The sequence below is a fragment of the Pseudomonas batumici genome (assembly GCF_036585405.1).
Classification (GTDB): domain Bacteria; phylum Pseudomonadota; class Gammaproteobacteria; order Pseudomonadales; family Pseudomonadaceae; genus Aquipseudomonas; species Aquipseudomonas batumici.
The window spans coordinates 4,118,982-4,140,846 of sequence record NZ_CP144470.1; the positions used below are offsets into that span (position 1 = coordinate 4,118,982).

General features: G+C 63.7%; 16 protein-coding genes. 7 read left to right on the top strand and 9 right to left on the bottom strand.

The annotated features are described in order from the left end of the window. Positions 1-11: 11 nt before the first annotated feature. The 4 genes from bcsB to NUH87_RS18640 form a co-directional block, all read right to left on the bottom strand. Positions 12-2,309 (bottom strand): cellulose biosynthesis cyclic di-GMP-binding regulatory protein BcsB, encoded by a 2,298-nt coding sequence (gene bcsB, locus NUH87_RS18625; RefSeq protein ID WP_338522202.1) that lies wholly within the window; start codon positions 2,307-2,309, stop codon positions 12-14. Beyond that, complete coding sequence (bcsA, locus tag NUH87_RS18630; protein WP_338522203.1) at positions 2,306-4,495, bottom strand: UDP-forming cellulose synthase catalytic subunit; 2,190 nt, start codon at positions 4,493-4,495, stop codon at positions 2,306-2,308. Before bcsA ends, bcsB begins: the two co-directional genes overlap by 4 nt. Further along, positions 4,492-5,559 (bottom strand): cellulose biosynthesis protein BcsQ, encoded by a 1,068-nt coding sequence (bcsQ, locus tag NUH87_RS18635; protein ID WP_338522204.1) that lies wholly within the window; start codon positions 5,557-5,559, stop codon positions 4,492-4,494. Before bcsQ ends, bcsA begins: the two co-directional genes overlap by 4 nt. Positions 5,560-5,801: 242 nt before the next feature. Next, entirely contained in the window at positions 5,802-7,169 is a 1,368-nt protein-coding gene (locus tag NUH87_RS18640) for an inorganic triphosphatase (protein WP_338522205.1), read from the bottom strand. Between the two features lie 159 nt (positions 7,170-7,328). Between NUH87_RS18640 and argE the strand changes: the two genes are divergently transcribed. Both argE and argA read left to right on the top strand, forming a co-directional pair. Continuing rightward, positions 7,329-8,489 (top strand): acetylornithine deacetylase, encoded by a 1,161-nt coding sequence (gene argE / locus NUH87_RS18645; protein WP_040071580.1) that lies wholly within the window; start codon positions 7,329-7,331, stop codon positions 8,487-8,489. Positions 8,490-8,647: 158 nt separating this feature from the next. Beyond that, entirely contained in the window at positions 8,648-9,946 is a 1,299-nt protein-coding gene (gene argA, locus NUH87_RS18650; RefSeq protein WP_338522206.1) for an amino-acid N-acetyltransferase, read from the top strand. Between the two features lie 42 nt (positions 9,947-9,988). On the opposite strand, the gene gshA is transcribed toward argA, so the two are convergent. The 3 genes from gshA to NUH87_RS18665 form a co-directional block, all read right to left on the bottom strand. Then, positions 9,989-11,572: a glutamate--cysteine ligase gene (gene gshA / locus NUH87_RS18655; RefSeq protein ID WP_338522207.1), complete on the bottom strand. Its 1,584-nt coding sequence runs from the start codon at positions 11,570-11,572 to the stop codon at positions 9,989-9,991. Positions 11,573-11,771: 199 nt separating this feature from the next. Then, a complete protein-coding gene (locus tag NUH87_RS18660) occupies positions 11,772-12,155 on the bottom strand; it encodes a PaaI family thioesterase (RefSeq protein ID WP_338522208.1) in 384 nt (127 codons plus the stop codon). Beyond that, positions 12,155-14,479: a Tex family protein gene (locus tag NUH87_RS18665; protein WP_338522209.1), complete on the bottom strand. Its 2,325-nt coding sequence runs from the start codon at positions 14,477-14,479 to the stop codon at positions 12,155-12,157. The genes NUH87_RS18660 and NUH87_RS18665 overlap by 1 nt, the downstream gene beginning before the upstream one ends. Positions 14,480-14,817: 338 nt before the next feature. Here NUH87_RS18665 and ompR point away from each other — a divergent pair, with 338 nt between their 5' ends. After that, entirely contained in the window at positions 14,818-15,558 is a 741-nt protein-coding gene (ompR, locus tag NUH87_RS18670; protein ID WP_040071576.1) for a two-component system response regulator OmpR, read from the top strand. Between the two features lie 139 nt (positions 15,559-15,697). Continuing rightward, on the top strand, positions 15,698-17,011 hold the full coding sequence (locus tag NUH87_RS18675; protein ID WP_040071575.1) for an ATP-binding protein: 1,314 nt from the start codon (positions 15,698-15,700) through the stop codon (positions 17,009-17,011). On the opposite strand, the gene rimK is transcribed toward NUH87_RS18675, so the two are convergent. Beyond that, on the bottom strand, positions 17,008-17,913 hold the full coding sequence (rimK, locus tag NUH87_RS18680) for a 30S ribosomal protein S6--L-glutamate ligase (RefSeq protein ID WP_040071574.1): 906 nt from the start codon (positions 17,911-17,913) through the stop codon (positions 17,008-17,010). The genes NUH87_RS18675 and rimK overlap by 4 nt on opposite strands. Then, positions 17,910-18,392, bottom strand: a complete 483-nt coding sequence (locus NUH87_RS18685) for an ATP-dependent zinc protease (protein WP_040071747.1) — start codon at positions 18,390-18,392, stop codon at positions 17,910-17,912. Before NUH87_RS18685 ends, rimK begins: the two co-directional genes overlap by 4 nt. 217 nt (positions 18,393-18,609) lie before the next feature. Between NUH87_RS18685 and NUH87_RS18690 the strand changes: the two genes are divergently transcribed. The 3 genes from NUH87_RS18690 (at position 18,610) to NUH87_RS18700 (ending at position 21,780) form a co-directional block, all read left to right on the top strand. Beyond that, a complete protein-coding gene (locus NUH87_RS18690; RefSeq protein WP_338522211.1) occupies positions 18,610-19,014 on the top strand; it encodes an RNA-binding S4 domain-containing protein in 405 nt (134 codons plus the stop codon). Between the two features lie 136 nt (positions 19,015-19,150). After that, a complete protein-coding gene (hslO, locus tag NUH87_RS18695; protein ID WP_040071572.1) occupies positions 19,151-20,053 on the top strand; it encodes an Hsp33 family molecular chaperone HslO in 903 nt (300 codons plus the stop codon). A gap of 179 nt (positions 20,054-20,232) precedes the next feature. Then, on the top strand, positions 20,233-21,780 hold the full coding sequence (locus tag NUH87_RS18700) for a phosphoenolpyruvate carboxykinase (RefSeq protein WP_338522212.1): 1,548 nt from the start codon (positions 20,233-20,235) through the stop codon (positions 21,778-21,780). The last annotated feature ends 85 nt before the right edge of the window (positions 21,781-21,865 follow it).

Here is a 21,865-nt window from a genome sequence, read left to right on the forward strand (position 1 = left end):
GCGCACCGGATTCACGACAACCGCCGCTTGGCCTGAGCCCGCAGCCCCAGGAAGATCAGGGCGCAGAGCAGCACGAAGCCGAGCAGGACGCCGAACAGCATCCAGCTGATATGCCGCGACAGCAGCAACTGCAGGTGCCTGAACCAGCTCAGTTCACCGACGTAGTAGGGTTGGTCGGCGGTCAGGGTGGTGATCTGCTTGTCCTGGATCACGGCCAGGCGGCCCTGGATCAGGTCCTTGTAGTCATCGCCGCCGATCATCGCCGCGGTCACCTCGGACAGTCGCGTCGGCTCGCTGCTGGCGACCACTACCACGCTGCGTCCGCTTTTGAGCGGTGACTCGAAGCCCGCCAGGTAAGGTGGGCCGCTGCCCGACCAGATCAGGTTGGCGCGGGTCTTGCGCAGCGCCGCCTTCGGGTCGGGGCTGAACCAGTCGTGAATGCGCAAGGCCAGGTCGCTCAGGTCGAAGAAGTGCCGGCTGCCCTCGCTACGGGCCGGCAACGCGTCGGCCCATTGCTTGAGCAGGGGCTGGTCGTTGCCGGTGGCGAACACCAGCAGGTTCTTGTCGCTGACCGCCTCGACGTCGCGGGCCTGGATCACTTGCAGGCCGGTGGCCGGATAACCGGTGGATTCGCCGAAACGCCCGAGCACGGTGAGGAAGGCGCCGAGGGTCGCGGGCTCCAGGGTGTCGGGCATCACCACGGCGGTCTCCGAGAGGTCGGCCAAGCGGGTGAAGGGGAAGCCGCTGTCGCGGAACTTGCCCAGATCGGGCATCGCCGTGTAGTGGTCCAGGCCGCTCAGGTCGAGGGTCGAATCGCCTTCGATCTGGCCGCGCATGTCTTCGACGATAACGTCCCGGCATTCGCCTTGTTTGACATAGTCATACAGGTAGCGCATTTGCAGCTGCGACTCGAAGGTGGCGATGTCCAGGGGCAGGAACATGCTGGCTTCGCGCGGCAGGCTGTCGTCCTTCTTGAGCCATTCCAGGAGGTCCGGTCCGCCGTTGAGATTGGGGATCGACGGCAACTGCATCGAGCGCACCAGGTGATCGTTGAGGTGCACCAGCAAGGCCGAGTTGGTCGAGAACTGCTGCGGCGTGTAACGGTATTTGAGCAGCAGGGGCGCACCGCGTCCGCGCCATTCGAACAGGTCCGGCGGCAGGCGCAGGGCAATTTTGATGTCCTCGGGGCTGTAGCCGGAGACATGCAATTGCCGGGCGTCGACCAGTTCGCCGAGCTTCACCGGCCGGTCGGTCGGTAGCCAGTTGGGCGCGTCATAGGGCGCGCGCACCGGCAGCGGGTCGAAGTGGTCGATCAGCGCGGTGGCGCCGGACATCGACTGGCTGCCCAGGGCGACGGCCATGGCGGCGGTCTTAAGTTCGGCGTCGTTGCGCCCGCTGATCACCAGCAACTTGCCATAGGGGTCGTTGGGGTTGGTCATCATGGTCACGCTGGGACCGCTGGCGGCGTTGCTCGACAGCTCGCCCAGCGGCAGGCTTTCGCGATGGGTGACCAGGACAATCGCATTGCCCTTGGCCGGCAGCTGGCCGACGCTGGCGGGAAAGGTCGCGGTGCGGTAGCTGGCCAGGGCGCCGAACTTGGATGAAAGGGCGGCGGCCGCTTCCAGCTTGGCGGCGCTGGGCGACGTGTCGAAGACGAAGGGCAGGACCAGTGGACGCGCATCGTGGCGGTCGAAAAACGGCACCGGCAACAGGGCCAGGTCGTTCTTCAGCGCGATGGGCGAGTACTGGATGTTCAGTTGGCTGTCGTTGCTGACCCTGGCCCACAGGCTCGAGTGCAACGGGTCTTCGCATTGCATCGTGTAGTGCCCGATCAGTTGCAGGTCCAGGCGGTTGAAGTCGGTGATCAGCCGCGCGGGGATCTCGACGACTTTCTCCAGGTCCTTGCCGGCCTGTTCCCGGGGCAGCGGCAGGCTGGCGGCGACCTTGTCGTTGACCAGCACGTTGATCTGCGACAGCTCGGGCAGCATCAGCGCCGAATAGCCGTAGTGCAGGACCACCTGGACGCCGGTCACCACCTGGTCGGCGCGAATCCCGAAGTCGACGCTGTCGGTCGACTCGACGCCGCGCAGGTACAGGGGGTCGCGGCGTCCCAGCTGCTTGAAGGTCAGGCTGTAGCTGTTCTTGTCGCCGGTAATCGCCTGGGGTTGGCTGGCGCCGGCGGGGCTGGTGCGGTTGTCTGCTTGAGTCGCGCTGTTGCCGGTGCCCGGATAGACGCCACAGCAGACCAGCAACAGGAGGGCGTAACGAATGCAGCGTCCATCGCTGCCAGCGGAAAATATCGGGCTCATGGTGTGTCCAGGGCAGGTGCTGAGGGAGAGGAGCCGGTGCGCCGCCGTTCGAGCGCCTGGCCGGGTAATCTGAGGGTTGCCTTGAGCAACTCGGCAATGCCATGCAGGCCGATGACGCTGATCTCGCGCAGGGCCATGAGGGGCGAGTCGGGGGGGCCGTTGCCCCAGTTCCTGGCCCAGGTGTCGGCGCGCGAGAAGGTCAGGTGGACCAGGTCGCTTTGCTGGCTCAAGGTCAGCGGGTCGAAGCGGATGCCGACCGTGTTGGCGCGACTGAAGACCACGGTGCCGTCGAAGTCATACTGGTGTTGGTGACGGAACAGCGAGACCCGCAGGCGGGTTCCGAGGGGAATCGATTGGTCTTGCGCAAGCTTCAGGCCAAGGCCGCGCTGGGAGAAGTCCTGGGTGATGCTGCGATACTGCGTGCCATCGGCCAGCTGCAGGCCGACCGGCAGCTGCGCGTCTACCCTGGGTTCGGCCCGCACCTGGCGGCTTTCGCTGGCGACCGCGAGGGCGGCGGCGCACATGATGGCGTTGTAGATGGCCCAGACCTGGTTGAGCAGCACCGTTTCATCGGTGGTGACATCGGCCCCGAGATAGTCGTAGACCCCATACACCACCGCGGCGATGTTCAAGACCAGCAGCACGATGTAGGGACGGGCCATCTTCCAGTCGAAGAACCCCTGGTGCAGGTCGCCGCCCTTGTCCGTGACGTTGAAGTGCCCGGACTTGGGCCTGAGCAGGCCCATCAGCACCGGGGTCAGGATGTACCAGGCCAGTACCGTTTCGTAGACCTCGTTCCAGTACGAATGGCGGAAGCGTCCCTGGATGCGCGAGTTGGTCAGGTTGGCCAGCAACAGGTGCGGCGCCGCATAGGCGGCCACCATCAGGGGCGCGGCATGGAAGATCTGCGCGCCGAACACCAGGTAGGCCAGGGGCGCGGTGAGAAACACCAGGCGCGGGAAACCATAGAAGAAGTGCAGCATGGCGTTGCTGTAGCAGATGCGCTGGCCCAGGGTCAGGCCGCGCCCGAGCATGGGGTTGTCGGTGCGGAAAATCTGCGTCATGCCGCGGGCCCAGCGCACGCGCTGGTTGATATGCCGCGAGAGGTTTTCCGTGGCCATGCCGGCGGCTTGCGGCAGAGCCAGGTAGGCGGTGTTGTAGCCGGCGCGGTTGAGTGTCAGCGAGGTGTGGGCGTCTTCGGTGAGGGTGGTTTCGTCCATCCCGCCGATGGCTTCCAGCGGGGCCCGGCGCATCAAGGCGCAGGAGCCGCAGAACATGGCGGCGTTCCACAGGTCATTGCCGTCCTGCACCAGCCCGTAGAACAGTTCGCCTTCGTTGGGAACCGCCTGGTAGGTCTTGAGGTTTTTCTCGAAGGGGTCCGGGGAAAAGAACACGTGCGGGGTTTGCAGCATCGCAAGCTTAGGGTCCTTGAGAAACCAGCCCATGCTGATTTGCAGGAAGGAGCGCGAGGGCACGTGGTCGGCGTCGAAGGCGGCAATGTATTCGCCGCGGGTGACCTTGAGCGCGGCGTTGAAATTGCCGGCCTTGGCATGCAGGTTGTTGTCGCGGGTCAGGTAGTGGGCACCGACGCTCTCGCAGAACAGCCGGAACTCCTCCCGGTGCCCGTCATCCAGCACATGGACCTTGAGCTTGTCTTGCGGCCAGTCCATCCCCTGGGCGGCGAACACGGTGATCTTGACGATATCCAGCGACTCGTTGACGGTGGTGATGAACACATCGACGCTGGGCCATTGTCCCGGATCTTCACTGAGCAGGATCGGCCGCCGCTTGAGCGGCCAGGCGGTCTGCACGTAACCGAACACCAGCACCACCAGGGCATAGAGTTCGGCCAGCACCAGGGTGTAGCCGAACAGGGTGTCGTGCAGGTTCTCCAGTTCCAGTGTCTCGGTCAGGCGCCAGTACATGTAGCGCAGCGAGGCGATCAGCGACAGGCTGATCATCGCGATGATCGGCAGGCGACCTTCCAGGCGCCGCAAGACCAGCACCGCGACCACGCAGGCCAGGCCGAACAGGGCCTGGTGGAGCAGGCTCGCGGGAGCGCTGATGACCCCCGCCAGCACCACCGCGCAGAGCAGCGCGGCACACAGGATAAGGCCCAGGCGCAGTGGCCGGGACCATTGGCGGGCACGTCTCAGGGCGGTGCCGAGCAGGCGTTCGAAGGTCATGGCAGCGGTGACTCCAACTGATCGTAGAGGTTGTCGGCGATGGCCAGGATGTCCTGGCAGCCAGGGGAATCGGCGGACTGCTCGAACGGATTGCATTCATAGGCCAGCGCCTCGGCGATCGTGTCGTCCCAGATGACGGTGCCGAGCAGTTGCGTTTTCAGTTGGTGCTCAAGGATCTGCGTGATGTCCACGGACAGGGCATGGGCGGTGTCCACACCGTTGATCACGAACCAGCAGGCCGCCGGCCTTTCCCCGCCCAGGTAGGGTTCGAGCGAGGCGATCAGGCGCTCCAGGGCCGCGTGGGAGGCGGCGTCGGGTCGCACCACGGCGATAATCAGATTGGCCATGCGCAGCGCCTGTTCCTGATAGACATTGTGGCCGGCGGGTGTATCGACGATAAGGGTGTCGCGCTCGCCCAGCTCCAGTTCGGCCAGGTGTTGGGCGAGCCAGTGCGGGTTGCCTTCGAGTTGGTGTTCGAAGGCGTGCAACTGCCTTGGGTCGCTCTCGCCGAAGGCCAGCAGCCGGGTGTTGGCGTAGCCGGTTTGCACGAGATCGCGCCAGCTGCGCTTGTCCAGGCTGGCCTGGCAGATGCCCGCTACTTGCGGGTGGGTCCCCAGGTGCTGGTATTGCGCATTCTGTGGGTCGAGTTCCAGGACCATGGCCCGCGTGTCGGCGCTGTTGAGCAGAATCGCCAGCAGGCTGGCCAGTGTGCTGCGGCCGACGCCGCCACGGGTCGAGACGACCGCGATGATCTGCGCCGTGACCTGGGGCGCGGGAGTCGGCTGTAGGTGCTGCGCCGCCTGCGCCTGGCGCTCCCGGGCGAGGTCGTGGAGCAACGTGCGCAAGGACGGAGCGGCGGCTTTTCCAGGCGTGCCGGTATCACCCGGGACGAGGGGCGGCGAGGCCGGTTCGACAGACGTGGGCGCTGGAGGTTGGGGAATCGCGGAGGCGGGCGCGGGCGTTTCGCTGAAGACCCGGGCCACCTCGATTTCTCGATAGCGGTCGGCCCTGGCCCCGAACTTGCGCATCAGGTTTTCAACATCATCGTCATCTGAAGGCTGCATGACAGCGTCCATCCGTACCATTCGAAGAAAAATCTTGAAAGGGGACAGATACGGCTAATCACACAATGCCGTCGTGCTGCAGGCCCACCGGACGGTGAGACAAACGATGGTGTTCTTAAAGGTGTCGCCTGAATGTCTTGCGATAGAACTGAAAGCACTTAGGGTTAATCCTGAGTGCTTTATCGTTCTATCAGGTTCAAATGTAGACCAGATTTACCGATGCAAGAAATTTTCAGCGTTGTTTACAGACGCAACAAGGTCTTCCAGGCACGGCTCTGGAACACCGTCAGCGCCTGTTGCACCCGCGCCTCCAGCACTTCGTCGCTGATGTCCGTCTCGGCCAGTTGCGCCAGCTTGTTCATTTCGCCGAACAGACGATCCAGTTCCGGCAGCTCCAGCACGCCACGGGCCAGGTGCAGCCAGGCCTGGATCCGCTCGATCCGCGGCAATTGTTCGGCCAGGTCTTCCGGTTGCTGCTGGTAGCGTCCCAGTTGCAACGACGTGGCTTCCTCGGCCAGCAGCCGTGGCAGCCAGCTCTGCAACTGCGCCGCGCCCTGGCGCTGGCCGCGAGTGGTGCGCTCGGTCGTCCAGCTACGGGCCAGCAACCAGCGCGAGGTGTTCAGCGAGAACAGGCCCCAACGCACATCTTCCAGCTCCTCCAGGAACTGCTCCGGCGCGGCCTTGCGCACGTCTTCGTCTTCCAGGCCGGCGTTGACCAGCGGACGCCAGTCTTCCAGCAACGCATCCAGGGCGCTGCGCAGTTCACTGGTGGATTGCCGGGGTGCCGCCTGGCCCAGGCTGCCGACCAAAGCCCGCAGTTCGATCAACTGCTGGACCCAGTCCTGCAACAGGCGCCAGTGCCCGTTGAAACGGTATTGTTCGGCCAGTCGCTGGCTGCTGCCGAGCAGGTGCCAGGCCAGCGCGGCGAACGCGTCGTCCACCGGCATTTCAGCGGTCAGTTGCGGGGCCGGCAGGCTCAGCGAATAGCTGTTGGCGTCAAACAGACGATACCCGCGCTCGGCCTTGCTGATATCGCAAGGCATCAGCGCCAGCTTCTCGGCCAGCTCGGCGGCCAGTTCCAGCAGCGCCGCCGGCTCGCCTTCGCGCAATTCCAGCTCCAGTTCGCAGATTTCTTCCTTCTGTTTGCCGACGATGACAAAGCCCAGGTCCAGCGCGGCCTCGACCACCACCTTGGCCTTGCCGCGACCCCAGGCGATTTCGGCGCGTTCACGGACGAAATCGGTGGTGAAGATCGGCTTCAGGGTTTTCTTGTCGAGCTCGGCCAACGCCTCGGGCCAGCACTCGCCGTCGAGTTTCTTCACATCCAGCTTGGCCTTGGGCAGGTGCCAGTCGTACTCGTTGCGTTCCGACAGGCCGGCAACGCTCTGGCCGCGGGTCTTGAGGGTCTGGATCACTTCTTCGCCGTCGCGGCGCAGGCGCAGGGCGACCTTGGCCTTGGCCAGGTCGCGCTCGGGGGTGTCGAAATACTGATTCATCAGCTCGCGACGTTCCCAGCCACTTTTGTTGCGTTTCTTCAGCAGCGGGTGCTCGCGCAGGGCGGCGAGGGTTTCGCGGCTGACGCGGAGTTTGATTTCGGTTTCTTTCTGCATGGCCGGAAAATCCAGGATCGGTAGCGCAGCCGGGGGAGAAGGGGGCTGCCAAGGCCGTGCAGTGTACAGGACAAGCGGGCGGCACGCGTCGCGACGGTTTATTCCAGTCGCCGGATGGTTCTATGATGAGCTTCGCCTTGGAGTTCGGGAGTCAGCGCAATGCCTTTGCCGTCGATGAAAGATCAATTCGCCGCGCTGATTGCCGCGCCGTCGGTCAGCTGTACCCAGCCGAGCCTGGATCAGTCCAACCGTCCGGTGATCGACCTGCTGGCCACCTGGCTGACCGACCTGGGCTTCACCTGCGATATCCAACTGGTCAGCCCTGGCAAGTTCAACCTGCTCGCCAGCTTCGGCAGCGGCCCCGGTGGGCTGGTGCTGGCCGGGCACAGTGACACCGTGCCGTTCGATGCTGCGCTGTGGCAGACCGACCCGCTGAAACTGACCGAAGTCGATGGCCGCTGGGTGGGCCTGGGCAGTTGCGACATGAAGGGGTTTTTCGCCCTGGCCATCGAAGCCGTGAAGCCATTGCTCGACCAACCGTTCAAGCAGCCGCTGCTGATCCTGGCCACCTGTGACGAAGAAAGCTCCATGTCCGGCGCCCGAGCCCTGGCCGCCGCCGGTCGCCCGCTGGGCCGCGCCGCGGTGATCGGCGAGCCCACGGGCCTGCGGCCGATCCGCCTGCACAAGGGCGTGATGATGGAGCGCATCGAGATTCTCGGTCGCAGCGGCCACTCCTCGGACCCGAGCCTGGGCCATAGCGCCCTGGAGGCCATGCACGACGCCATCGGCGAGCTCAAGGGCCTGCGCTGGCAATGGCAGCGCGAATACAACAATCCGCAGTTCAGCGTGCCCCAGCCGACCCTGAACTTCGGCTGCATTCACGGCGGCGACAACCCCAACCGCATCTGTGGCCAGTGCTCCCTGGAGTTCGACCTGCGGCCCTTGCCGGGCATGGACCCGAACGTGCTGCGGGCGGCGATCCGCGCCAAGCTCGAACCCCTGGCGCAGCTGCACCAGGTCAAGATCGACTACGCGCCGCTGTTTCCCGAAGTACCGCCGTTCGAACAGGCCGAGGACGCTGAGCTGGTGCGCATCGCCGAGAAGCTCACCGGCCATCGCGCCGAGGCAGTGGCATTTGGCACCGAAGCGCCTTATCTTCAGCGCCTTGGCTGCGAAACCCTGGTCCTGGGGCCCGGCGACATCGCCTGTGCCCATCAGCCGGGGGAATACCTCGAAATGTCACGTTTACAGCCTACCGTGCATCTACTGCGTGAATTGATTCAACATTACTGCTTGAGCCCGGCTGCAACCTTGCGTTAAATGCGCGGCTGCTGACTGTTTTCGAGCCACCTTTTTCCTGGATACCAAGGAGAGCGCGCGTGTCGCCAAGCCTGTTCCGACGATAACCAACAGCCCGTTGTGCGTCTTGACGTTGCATCTATTTTCTATTGGCTGTTTTTTATACAGGTTCAGGTGTTATGCCCGACTACGTGAATTGGCTTCGCCATGCGTCTCCCTATATCAATGCCCACCGGGACTGCACCTTTGTGGTCATGCTGCCCGGCGACGGCGTCGAGCACCCCAACTTCGGCAATATCGTCCACGACCTGGTGCTGCTCCACAGCCTGGGGGTGCGGCTGGTGCTGGTGCACGGCTCGCGTCCGCAGATCGAAAGCCGCCTGGCGGCGCGCGGGCTGACGCCGCATTACCACCGCGGCATGCGGATTACCGATGCGGCCACCCTGGAGTGCGTGATCGATGCCGTGGGCCAACTGCGGATCGCCATCGAGGCGCGCCTGTCCATGGACATGGCCGCCTCGCCGATGCAGGGCTCGCGGTTGCGGGTCGCCGGCGGCAACCTGGTGACGGCGCGGCCGATCGGCGTGCTGGAAGGTGTCGATTATCACCACACCGGCGAAGTGCGCCGGGTCGACCGCAAGGGTATCAATCGCCTGCTGGACGAGCGCTCCATCGTCTTGCTGTCGCCGCTGGGCTATTCGCCCACCGGGGAAATCTTCAACCTGGCCTGCGAAGACGTGGCGACCCGTGCCGCCATCGACCTGGAGGCGGAAAAACTCCTGCTGTTCGGCGCCGATCACGGCCTGATCGATGAAAATGGCAAGCTGGTCCGTGAGCTGCGTCCGCAGCAGGTACCGGCGCATCTGCTGCGCCTGGGCAACGATTACCAGGGCGAGTTGCTGGACGCGGCGGCGCAGGCCTGCCGGGGTGGCGTGGCGCGCAGCCATATCGTCAGCTATGCCGAGGATGGCGCGCTGTTGACCGAGCTGTTTACCCGTGACGGCGGCGGTACGCTGGTGGCCCAGGAGCAATTCGAACTGGTACGCGAGGCGGCCATCGAGGATGTCGGCGGTTTGCTCGACCTGATCAGTCCGCTGGAAGAGCAGGGCATCCTGGTGCGGCGTTCGCGGGAAGTGCTGGAGCGCGAGATCGAGCAGTTCAGCGTGGTGGAGCGCGAAGGCATGATCATCGCCTGTGCGGCGCTGTACCAGATCGCCGATTCGCAGGCGGGGGAGTTGGCGTGCCTGGCGGTGAACCCGGAGTATCGCCATGGCGGTCGCGGCGATGAGCTGCTGGAGCGGATCGAGACGCGGGCGCGGGCGCAGGGTTTGAAAACCTTGTTCGTGCTGACGACCCGCACCGCGCACTGGTTCCGCGAGCGCGGTTTCGAGCCGAGCAGCGTGGACCGGTTGCCGAGCGCGCGGGCTTCGCTGTACAACTACCAGCGTAATTCGAAGATCTTCGAAAAAGCCCTCTGACGCGGGCATTTGTGGTGAGCGGGCCAGCCCGCTCGCCACGGATCAGTTACTGATCGCCAGGATGCTCGCCTGGTACGAGCCGACGAACACGTCGAAATCCCCCACCTCGTTCTGCTCAAGCTCAGCCTGTTGCGCCAGGGACTGACGGGCCGCTTCCTCGAAGCCGGCCTGCTCTTGCGGGCTCAACGGCTGGCTGCGGAAGAACTCGGCATGGGCCAGGCTCTGGCGCATCGAGAACTGCGCGAAGCTTTCCTTGTGCTGGGTCATGCTCGCCAGCACCTGGGCCGATGGCGTCAGGGACGGGTCCTGGACCTTGGCAAACTGCTCGTCCAAGGCCTTGCTGTGGCTATCGCCACCGTGGCTGCTGTCCAGCAACGCCGCCAGCGGAGCGATCTTCTCCAGCAGTTCAGAGGCCCATTCCTTCATGTCCACCGCCTGGCCTTGACGCTGCAATTGCAGGCCCGGGCGCCGACCTTCCTTGACCACGGTCAGGAAGTTCGAGGTGGCATTGCCGCACTCGTAGCTTTCGAACAGCGGGCTGTCGTTCAGCGCGCAATACAGCAGGAACGCATCGAGGAAGCGTGCCTCGGTCAAATCGATGCCGGTCGGCAGGAACGGGTTGATGTCCAGGCAGCGCGCCTCGACATACTGCACGCCACGGGCCATCAGCGCCTGGATCGGCCGCTCGCCGGTGTAGGTCACGCGCTTGGGACGAATGGTGGAGTAGTACTCGTTTTCGATCTGCAGGATGTTGGTGTTGAGCTGCACCCACTCACCATCCTTGTGGGTACCGATCTCGACATACGGCGCGTAAGGGGTTGCCACCGCCTTGCGCAGGCTGTCGGTGTAGCTGTTCAGGTCGTTGTAGCAGGGTGTCAGGCCGGCCTGGGCACTGCTCTGGTAACCCAGGTCGCTCATGCGCAGGCTGGTGGCATAGGGCAGGTACAGCGTATCGGCGTCGAACTGTTCCAACTGATGGGCGCGCCCGCGCAGGAAACCGGCGTCCAGGGCCGGCGAAGCACCGAACAGGTACATCAGCAGCCAGCTGTAGCGGCGGAAATTGCGGATCAGGGCGATGTAGGCCAGCGACTGGTATTCCCGGTCGCTGCCGCTGAAGCCTTCGGCTTCCTTGAGCAGCGGCCAGAGCTTCTCCGGCAGGGAAAAGTTGTAGTGAATCCCGGCGATGCACTGCATGGTCTTGCCGTAGCGCAGGGCCAGGCCCTGGCGGTACACATACTTGAGCTTGCCGATATTCGAGGTGCCGTAATAGGCGATCGGAATGTCTTCTTCCTCCGGCAGCGGGCAAGGCATCGACGGGCTCCACAGGTACTCGTTGCCGAGCTTGCTGTAGGCGAAGCGATGGATCTTGTCCAGGCTGGCCAGGGTGTCGGCCGGGTCGGCGAGGGCCGGAGTGATGAACTCCAGCAGCGACTCGGAATAATCGGTGGTGATTTGCTCGTTGGTCAGCGCGGCGCCCAGCTCTTCGGGGTGCGGTGTCTGTGCCAGGCGGGCAACGCCCGTGACGCGCAGGCATTCACGCTCGATGCCGTGCAGGCACTGTTCGAGCAGAGAGAGGTGGTCGCGCTCGCCGAGCAGAGCCAGGCGGCGGTTGAGAAGTTCGCTCAAGTTGGATTCCTTCACGCGTCGGTCGCCCCAATATGGGGGTGGGCAAGACGGTCTACAAGGGTGAAGTTGAGAACTGGCGTGGTCGCCTGGTAAATATCAGAAAACGCCGACACTTCTTCCCTGGGTCGGAGGCGGTGACAGGGAAAACCCCGACACTGCGTTCACAGTGTCGAAATTAACCCAAATCGAGCGGGAGCGGCTAGAGAACAGCGAACGTGCCTTGTGCTTTCGCGACAAGTTTGTCGCCTTGACGCACCTCGGCCTCGACCACCAGGGTGCGGCGACCCGGGTGGATGACCGTGGCGGTGCACAGGACTTCGCCCTCGGCCACCGCGCGCATGTAGTTGATCTTGCACTCGATGGTCACGCTGCGCTGGTCGAAGCCATGGGCGCTGGAACAGGCCAGCCCCATGGTAATGTCCACCAGGCTGAAGATCGCCCCGCCGTGCATCACGTTGCCGCGATTGCGCAGGTGCGGTTCCAGCGCCAGGGCCACCTCGGCAACACCGGTTTCCAGGCGTTGCAGGCGGCAGCCGAGCATCTCGCTGAAGGCGCTCTGGGTCAGGCCGTCAGGAATCTCCATCAGCGTTTCTTCAACTGCTTGGCGTTGGCGAACAGCGAGGCCATGGCATTGTTGCTCGGCGCGGCGGCCGTGCTTTCCTTGCGTGGCGCGTTGTTCTGCGACGGCCGCGGCGCCGAGCCCGGACGCGAGCCACGGGCACCGTCGACCTTCTCGCCCGGGGTGTCGCTCATGCGCATCGACAGGCCGACGCGTTTGCGCGGGATGTCGACTTCCATGACCTTGACCTTCACCACATCACCGGCTTTCACTGCTTCACGCGGGTCCTTGATGAACTTCTCGGACAGTGCCGAGATATGCACCAGGCCGTCCTGGTGCACGCCGATATCGACGAAGGCACCGAAGTTGGTGACGTTGGTCACCACGCCTTCGAGGATCATCCCGGGTTCGAGGTCCTTGAGGTCCTCGACGCCGTCCTGGAACGCGGCGGTCTTGAACTCGGGACGCGGGTCGCGGCCCGGCTTCTCCAGTTCCTGGAGAATGTCGGTGACGGTGGGCAGGCCGAAGGTTTCATCGGTGAACTTCTTCGGGTCCAGGCGCTTGAGGAAGCTGGCGTCGCCGATCAGCGAGCGGATGTCGCGGTCGGTTTCGGCGGCGATGCGCTGTACCAGCGGGTAGGCCTCCGGGTGCACCGCGGAGGAGTCCAGCGGGTTGTCGCCGTTCATCACCCGCAGGAAGCCGGCGGCCTGCTCGAAGGTCTTCTCGCCCAGGCGGGCGACTTTCTTCAGCGCGGCGCGGGTCTTGAACGCACCGTTTTCATCACGGTGGTTGACGATGTTCTGCGCCAGGGTGGTGTTGAGGCCGGAAATCCGTGCCAGCAGCGCCACCGAGGCGGTGTTCACGTCCACGCCTACGGCGTTCACGCAGTCTTCCACCACCGCATCCAGGCCACGGGCCAGCTTGAGCTGGGACACGTCGTGCTGGTACTGGCCGACACCGATGGATTTCGGGTCGATCTTCACCAGTTCGGCCAGCGGGTCCTGCAGGCGGCGGGCGATGGACACGGCACCGCGGATCGACACATCCAGGTCGGGGAATTCCTTGGCCGCCAGTTCAGAGGCGGAATACACCGATGCACCGGCTTCGGAGACCATGACCTTGGTCATCTTCATGGCCGGGTATTTCTTGATCAGCTCGGCGGCCAGCTTGTCGGTTTCGCGGCTGGCGGTGCCGTTGCCGATGGCGATCAGGTCCACCGAGTGCTTGGCGCACAGGGCGGCGAGCACGGCCAGGGTCTGGTCCCACTTGTTGTGCGGCACATGCGGGTAGACGGTGGCGTGGTCCAGCAGCTTGCCGGTGGCGTCGACCACCGCGACCTTGCAGCCGGTGCGCAGGCCCGGGTCCAGGCCCAGGGTGGCGCGCGGGCCGGCCGGAGCGGCCAGCAGCAGGTCGTGCAGGTTGTGGGCGAAGACGTTGATCGCCTCGGTTTCCGCGCCGTCGCGCAGTTCGCCCAGCAGGTCGGTTTCCAGGTGGGTGTAGAGCTTGACCTTCCAGGTCCAGCGCACCACTTCGCCGAGCCATTTATCGGCGGGGCGGTTCTGGTTCTGGATGCCGACGTGCTGGCCGATCATGCCTTCGCATGGGTGCAGGGTGCCCGGCAGCTCGTCGCCGACTTTCAGCGCGGAGCCCAGGATGCCCTCGTTGCGGCCGCGGAAAATCGCCAGGGCGCGGTGCGACGGCATGCTTTTCAGGGGTTCGTCGTGTTCGAAGTAGTCGCGGAACTTGGCGCCTTCTTCTTCCTTGCCGGCGATCACCCGGGCACTGAGGGTGGCTTCCTGCTTGAGGTAGTTGCGCAGCTTGTCCAGCAGGCCGGCATCTTCGGCGAAGCGCTCCATCAGGATGTACTTGGCGCCTTCCAGCGCCGCCTTCACGTCCGCCACGCCTTTTTCGCCGTCGACGAAGCGTGCCGCTTCGCTTTCCGGGGTCAGCGATGGATCGTTGAACAGGCCGTCGGCCAGTTCGCCGAGGCCGGCTTCGAGGGCGATCTGGCCCTTGGTGCGGCGCTTCTGCTTGTAGGGCAGGTAAAGGTCTTCGAGACGGGTCTTGGTGTCGGCCAGCTTGATCTCACGGGCCAGTTCCGGGGTCAGCTTGCCTTGCTCCTCGATGCTGGCGAGGATGCTGATACGCCGTTCGTCGAGTTCCCGCAGGTAGCGCAGGCGTTCTTCCAGATGACGCAGCTGGGTGTCATCCAGGCTGCCGGTGACTTCCTTGCGGTAGCGCGCGATGAAGGGCACGGTGGAGCCTTCATCGAGTAGAGCGACGGCCGCTTCGACCTGTTGTGGGCGGACGCCGAGTTCTTCGGCGATGCGGCTGTTGATGCTGTCCATAAAACCACCTGACAAAGTGTGAAAGCAGATGCGTCGGGGCTCTCAAGCCATGGGGACGAATCTGGTTTGGGATCAAAAGGCAGCCTTGAGACCCATGAAATCAGCACATTGCTGTGTGCCTTGGAAAATAAAGAGCGGCACCGCACAGCAATGATCAGACGTTGCCTGAGACAAGAGGCGGCGCATTATAACCGGCGTTCCGGGCTTGCGGGGATTGTGCGCCCGCGCGGGTCTTTAGAGCGTTTACTGGTAGTTGAGGAAAAATCTGCTAACAATGCACCGGATACGGATAAGGGCCGCAGACCCCATAATGCGTGCCGAGATCAAAGGAGCATCCAATGAGCAGCACTGCAAACACTGCTGAAGGCGAAAAAATTCTCATCGTTGATGACGATCCGGGGCTGAGCAGCCTGCTGGAACGTTTTTTCACCAGCAAGGGCTATCGGGCCCGCGCAGTGGCCAATACAGAACAGATGGACCGCCTGCTGTCACGCGAAGTGTTCAACCTGGTGGTCCTGGACCTGATGCTGCCCGGCGAAGACGGCCTGACCGCCTGCCGCCGCCTGCGCGCGGCGAACAACCAGGTGCCGATCATCATGCTCACCGCCAAGGGCGACGAGCTGAGCCGGATCAAGGGCCTTGAGCTGGGGGCCGACGACTACCTGGCCAAACCCTTCAACCCCGACGAACTGATGGCCCGGGTCAAGGCCGTGTTGCGCCGCCAGTCGGCACCGGTGCCGGGCGCACCGGGCAGCGAAGACGAAAGCGTGACCTTCGGCGACTACGAACTGTCCCTCGCCACCCGCGAACTCAAGCGTGGCGAGGAAGTGCACATGCTCACCACCGGTGAGTTCGCCGTGCTCAAGGCGCTGGTCATGCATGCCCGTGAGCCGCTGACCCGCGACAAACTGATGAACCTGGCCCGTGGTCGTGAATGGGATGCCCTGGAGCGTTCCATCGACGTGCAGATTTCCCGTCTGCGTCGCATGATCGAACCGGACCCGTCCAAGCCGCGCTACATCCAGACCGTCTGGGGCGTGGGTTATGTGTTCGTGCCGGACGGCACCGCGACCAAGTGACGATACCGGGTGCCTCTTGGCTGGCACCGGTTGATTGGTAGGAACGATTCGCCCGGGTGTGCGCAAGCCCCCGGGCGAGTCGCAATCCGCAATATGCGAGCCCGCCCGCTCGCTTCTGCAAAGTGTCCAGCGGCTGCCCATGAAAACCCCTCTCTGGTTCCCCCAAAGTTTCTTCGCTCGCACCCTCTGGCTGGTGCTGATCGTCGTGCTGTTCTCCAAGGCGCTGACCCTGGTGTACCTGCTGATGAACGAGGACGTGCTGGTGGACCGTCAGTACAGTCACGGCGTGGCCCTGACCTTGCGCGCCTATTGGGCGGCGGACGAGGATGATCGCGACAAGATCGCCGATGCGGCCGGCCTGATCCGGGTGGTCAGTGGCGGGGTGCCGGAAGGCGAACAGCACTGGCCCTACAGTGAAATCTACCAGCGCCAGATGCAGGCCGAGCTGGGGGCCGACACCGAGGTGCGGCTGCGCATGCATTCGCCACCGGCCCTGTGGGTTCGGGCGCCGAGCCTGGGCGCCGGTTGGTTGAAAGTGCCGCTGTACCCGCATCCGTTGCGCGGGCAGAAGATCTGGAGCGTGCTGGGCTGGTTCCTGGCGATCGGGCTGCTTTCCACCGCATCGGCCTGGATCTTCGTCAGCCAGCTCAACCAGCCGTTGAAACGCCTGGTGGATGCGGCGCGGCAGCTGGGCCAGGGACGTAGCGTACGGCTGCCGATCAGTGATACCCCGAGCGAAATGACCGAGGTGTACCGGGCCTTCAACCAGATGGCCGAGGACGTCGAACAGGCGGGGCGAGAGCGGGAACTGATGCTGGCGGGGGTGTCCCATGACTTGCGCACGCCGTTGACGCGGTTGCGCCTGTCGCTGGAGCTGATGGGCCGCCACGATGATCTCAGCGATGAAATGGTGCGGGATATCGAGGACATGGACGCCATTCTCGACCAGTTCCTCGCCTTTATCCGCGACGGTCGTGACGAATCGGTGGAAGAGGTCGACCTGAGCGAACTGGTGCGCGAGGTGGTGGTGCCCTACAACCAGACCGAAGAGCGGGTGCGCACACGGCTGCAACCGATCCAGCCGTTTCCGTTGCGCCGGGTGTCGATGAAGCGGCTGTTGAACAACCTGATCGGCAACGCCTTGCACCATGCAGGCGAAGGCGTGGAAGTGGCGGCCTATGTCTCGGGCGACAGCAGCGCACCTTATGTGGTGCTGAGCGTCATGGACCGGGGCACGGGGATCGATCCGGCGGAACTGGAGGGCATCTTCAACCCCTTCACCCGGGGCGACAAGGCCCGTGGCGGCAAGGGCACGGGCCTGGGGCTGGCAATCGTCAAGCGGATCGCCGCGATGCATGGCGGCAATGTCGAACTGCGCAACCGCACCGGTGGTGGTCTGGAAGCGCGGGTTCGCCTGCCGTTGGGGCTGATGCTGCCCCGCGACGCGGTCTAGCCTTTACCTTTGGTCCGGGTCATGTTCGGGCCGCCATTCTTCTCGATGTGCTCGATGATGATCCCGGCCACATCCTTGCCGGTGGTCACCTCGATCCCTTCCAGGCCCGGCGAGGAGTTCACCTCCATCACCAGCGGCCCGTGATTGGAGCGCAGGATATCCACCCCGGCCACGCTCAGGCCCATCACCTTGGCCGCGCGAATGGCGGTCATGCGTTCTTCCGGGGTGATCTTGATCAGGCTGGCGCTGCCGCCGCGATGCAGGTTGGAGCGGAACTCCCCGGGCTTGGCCTGGCGCTTCATCGCCGCGATCACCTTGTCGCCCACCACGAAGCAGCGGATATCGGCGCCACCGGCTTCCTTGATGTATTCCTGGACCATGATGTCCTGCTTCAGGCCCATGAACGCCTCGATCACCGACTCCGCCGCCGTCGCCGTTTCGCACAGCACCACGCCGATGCCCTGAGTGCCTTCGAGCACCTTGATCACCAGCGGCGCACCGTTGACCATCGCGATCAGGTCGGGGATATCGTCCGGCGAGTGAGCAAAGCCGGTCACCGGCAGGCCGATCCCGCGTCGCGACAGCAATTGCAGCGAGCGCAGCTTGTCCCGTGAACGGGCAATGGCCACCGACTCGTTGAGGGGGAACACCCCCATCATTTCGAACTGGCGCAGTACCGCGCAGCCATAAAAGGTCACCGACGCGCCGATCCGCGGGATCACCGCATCGAAACCCTCCAGGGGCTTGCCGCGATAGTGGATCTGCGGCTTGTGGCTGGCGATGTTCATATAGGCACGCAAGGTGTCGACCACCACCATCTCATGGCCGCGGGCGACGCCGGCCTCTACCAGGCGACGAGTGGAATACAGACGCGGGTTACGCGACAGCACAGCGATCTTCATGCAACACCTGTGGCAGAGGTAGTAGTGACCGGGAAAACCGGTTTGTCTTGAACGTATTTGTGCTCTGGATTGACCACCAGTTGGCCATCGATCAGGGCTTTGGAACCGAGCAACAGGCGATAGCGCATGGCCTTGCGACAGGCGAGGGTGAACTGCACCGGCCAGACCCGGTCGCCCAGGGCCAGGGTGGTGGCGATCACGTAACGCACCTGGGCCTGGCCGTTGGAGCTCTTGATGGTCTTCATCGTCAGCAGCGGCGCTTCGCAGCGCCGGTGGCGCAGTTGCACCACGCTGCCCAGATGGGCGGTAAAACGTACCCACGGCTTCCCGTCGCGCTCGAACGGCTCGATATCGGTGGCGTGCAGGCTGGAGGTGCTGGCGCCGGTGTCGATCTTCGCCCGCAGGCCGGCGACTCCCAGATCCGGAAGCGCCACCCACTCGCGCAGACCCACTACAGTCAAATGGTCAAATGTCTTCAAAATGCTCAACCGATGAGAAAGGCGCTCTGGCTGCCCGGCAGCCGTAATCGCGGTATTCACGCAGAATATCGGGTAAATGGCGACAGTTATCTCTGCGACCTGTTTCCGGTCGTGAAATTACCCTCTGGATCAGCTGGCATTCTAGACTGACCAGGGCCGTTCAGCTTCGACGGCAACGGTAGTACAGTTCGACAATATTTCAGTTTGAGGAAGGGCAGTGGCGCAAAAGGCGGAAGAGGACGACAAGGTTCGGCTGGACAAATGGTTGTGGGCGGCGCGCTTCTATAAAACCCGTGCCCTGGCCAAGGCGGCGATTGAAAGCGGCAAGGTGCATTGTCGCGGCGAGCGCTGCAAGCCGGGCAAGGAGCCGCGGGTGGGCGACGAAATACAGATTCGCACCGGTTTCGACGAACGGACGGTGGTGGTGCAGGCGCTGTCACTGGTCCGCCGCGGCGCTCCCGAAGCGCAGACGCTCTATGCTGAAACCGAGGAAAGCCTGGCCAGGCGCGAGGCTGCCGCGGCGCAACGCAAGGCCGGTGCGCTGGGCCTGACCACCGACGGCAAGCCGAGCAAGAAACAGCGACGAGATTTGTTCAAGTTCCGTGACAGTGGCGCCGAGTAGGGCATAACCCGAAGCCTCCGGTCCTTGACTGAGCGACATTCGCCCCCATGTTGCTTGGTACAGATCCCGTTTGTTCATAAAATGCTCAGCTTTCCTGGGCCGAACACCCTTATTCCTACTTTCAGAATCGATACCTATGTCAGATCTACCGGACACCGACTACACCCAGCGCTTCATCTTCGATGACAGCGACACCCGCGGCGAACTGGTGTCGCTGGAGCACAGCTACGCCGAAGTGCTGGCCAAGCACACTTACCCTGAGCCTGTCGCGCAACTGCTCGGCGAACTGATGGCCGCCGCGTCGTTGCTGGTCGGTACCCTGAAATTCGACGGCCTGCTGATTCTCCAGGCGCGTTCCGAAGGCCCGGTGCCGCTGTTGATGATCGAATGCTCCAGCGAGCGCGAAATCCGCGGCCTGGCCCGTTACGACGCGGAGCAGATCGGCGCCGACGCGACCCTGGCCGACCTGATGCCCAACGGCGTCCTCGCCCTGACCGTCGATCCGACCCAGGGCCAGCGCTACCAGGGCATCGTCGATCTCGATGGCGAAACCCTGTCGGATTGTTTCACCAACTACTTCGTCATGTCCCAGCAGGTCGGCACACGCTTCTGGCTCCATGCCGACGGCCGTCGTGCCCGTGGCATGCTGCTGCAGCAACTGCCCGCCGACCGCCTGCGCGACCAGGACGAGCGCGACGCCAGCTGGCAGCACCTGACGGCCTTGGGCAGCACCCTGACCGCCGACGAACTGCTGGGCCTGGACAACGAAACCGTCCTGCACCGCCTCTACCACGAAGAGGCCGTGCGCCTGTTCGACCTCCAGCCGCTGCGTTTCCACTGCAGCTGTTCGCGGGAGCGTTCGGGCAATGCCTTGGTCAGCCTGGGGCAGGAAGATGCCCAGCAACTGGCGGTCGAGCACGGTGGCAACATCGAGGTCGATTGCCAGTTCTGCAACCAGCGTTACCTGTTCGACGCCGCCGATATTGCGCAATTGTTCGCCGGTGCCGGCGTCGACACCCCGTCAGATACTCGTCACTAAAACGGTTCAGCGCAGGTAAATCTCCTGTCAAATGACAGAAAACGGGCGTTCTGACAGGAGGACCCTACTCTTTTTGGGCTTTTCTGGCATAATCCGGCCCACTTTTTTCGCGGTAGTAGTGCACGACTTTCTACTACAAAACGTTTGGAGCACTCGGCCAGTGGCCGACGGGGAATCTCATGACGCAAGCAATCAATGCCGTGTACACCGATCTGAGTGTCGACGATCTGGTAAAAGAAGCCCTGGCTCGTGGTGAAGGCGAACTCGCCGACACCGGCGCGCTGGTCGTTCGCACCGGTCACCGTACCGGTCGTTCGCCGGTCGACCGTTTCATCGTCGAAGAGCCTTCCACCCAGGCCGCCATTGCCTGGGGCCCGATCAACCGCAAGTTCCCGGCCGACAAGTTCGATGCCCTGTGGAACCGCGTCGAAGCCTTCGTCGGCGAGCGCGAGCGTTTTGTTTCCCACGTGCATGTCGGTTCCGACCCGGCGCACTACCTGCCGGTCAAGATGACCACCGGTACCGCCTGGCACAACCTGTTCGGCCGTTGCCTGTTCATCAATCCGGAAGCCGGCCAGTACAACGCCGGTGGCAAGGACGAGTGGCAGATCCTCAACGTGCCGGAGTTCGAGTGCGTGCCAGAGCGTGACGGCACCAACTCCGACGGCACCGTGATCATCAACTTCGCGGCCAAGAAAGTCCTGATCGCCGGCATGCGTTACGCCGGTGAAATGAAGAAGGCCATGTTCTCGGTACAGAACTTCCTGCTGCCGGCGGCTGACGTGCTGCCGATGCACTGTGCCGCCAACATGGGCGAAGCCGGTGACGTGACCCTGTTCTTCGGCCTGTCGGGCACTGGCAAGACCACCCTGTCCGCCGACGAAAGCCGCTACCTGATCGGCGACGACGAGCACGGTTGGGGCGAAGGCGTGGTGTTCAACATCGAAGGCGGTTGCTATGCCAAGTGCATCGACCTGTCCGAGAAGAACGAGCCGGTGATCTGGAAAGCCATCCAGCACGGCGCCGTGCTGGAAAACGTCGTGCTGGACGCCAACAAAAAGGCCGACTACGCCGACAGCAGCCTGACCCAGAACAGCCGTGCGGCCTACCCGCGCGAACTGATCGAAAAACGCGCACCGAAAAACCTCGGTGGCGAGCCAAACGCCGTGATCTTCCTGACCTGCGACCTGACCGGCGTACTGCCACCAGTGTCGATCCTCAGCGAAGAACAGGCCGCTTACCACTTCCTGTCCGGCTACACCGCACTGGTGGGCTCGACCGAAATGGGTTCGGGTTCCGGCATCAAGTCGACTTTCTCCACCTGCTTCGGCGCGCCGTTCTTCCCGCGTCCGGCTGGTGAATACGCTGAACTGCTGATCAAGCGTATCCGTGGTTTCGGCTCGAAGGTCTACCTGGTCAACACCGGCTGGACCGGCGGCGGCTACGGCGTCGGCAAGCGCTTCAACATCCCGACCACCCGTGGCGTGATTGCAGCGATCCAGAGCGGCGCGTTGATCGGTGCCGAGACCGAGCACCTGGACACCATCAACCTGGACGTGCCATTGGCCGTACCGGGCGTCGAGACTGGCCTGTTGAACCCACGCAACACCTGGGCTGACAAGGCTGCCTACGACGAAGCGGCGAAAGCGCTGGCGGGTCTGTTCATCGAGAACTTCAAGAAGTTCGACGTGAGCGACGCGATCAAGGCAGCTGGGCCGAAGCTGTAATCAGGTCTGGTTATCCGCTTCAAGAAAACCGCCCTTAGGGGCGGTTTTTTATTGTCTGGCGGTCATGCCGTCGATAACCAAAAAG

Coding starts and splice junctions, on each gene's coding strand:
- bcsB (WP_338522202.1), bottom strand. CDS start 2,309: ATGAGCCCGATATTTTCCGCTGGCAGCGATGGACGCTGCATTCGTTAC.
- bcsA (WP_338522203.1), bottom strand. CDS start 4,495: ATGACCTTCGAACGCCTGCTCGGCACCGCCCTGAGACGTGCCCGCCAA.
- bcsQ (WP_338522204.1), bottom strand. CDS start 5,559: ATGCAGCCTTCAGATGACGATGATGTTGAAAACCTGATGCGCAAGTTC.
- NUH87_RS18640 (WP_338522205.1), bottom strand. CDS start 7,169: ATGCAGAAAGAAACCGAAATCAAACTCCGCGTCAGCCGCGAAACCCTC.
- argE (WP_040071580.1), top strand. CDS start 7,329: ATGCCTTTGCCGTCGATGAAAGATCAATTCGCCGCGCTGATTGCCGCG.
- argA (WP_338522206.1), top strand. CDS start 8,648: ATGCCCGACTACGTGAATTGGCTTCGCCATGCGTCTCCCTATATCAAT.
- NUH87_RS18660 (WP_338522208.1), bottom strand. CDS start 12,155: ATGGAGATTCCTGACGGCCTGACCCAGAGCGCCTTCAGCGAGATGCTC.
- NUH87_RS18665 (WP_338522209.1), bottom strand. CDS start 14,479: ATGGACAGCATCAACAGCCGCATCGCCGAAGAACTCGGCGTCCGCCCA.
- ompR (WP_040071576.1), top strand. CDS start 14,818: ATGAGCAGCACTGCAAACACTGCTGAAGGCGAAAAAATTCTCATCGTT.
- NUH87_RS18675 (WP_040071575.1), top strand. CDS start 15,698: ATGAAAACCCCTCTCTGGTTCCCCCAAAGTTTCTTCGCTCGCACCCTC.
- rimK (WP_040071574.1), bottom strand. CDS start 17,913: ATGAAGATCGCTGTGCTGTCGCGTAACCCGCGTCTGTATTCCACTCGT.
- hslO (WP_040071572.1), top strand. CDS start 19,151: ATGTCAGATCTACCGGACACCGACTACACCCAGCGCTTCATCTTCGAT.
- NUH87_RS18700 (WP_338522212.1), top strand. CDS start 20,233: ATGACGCAAGCAATCAATGCCGTGTACACCGATCTGAGTGTCGACGAT.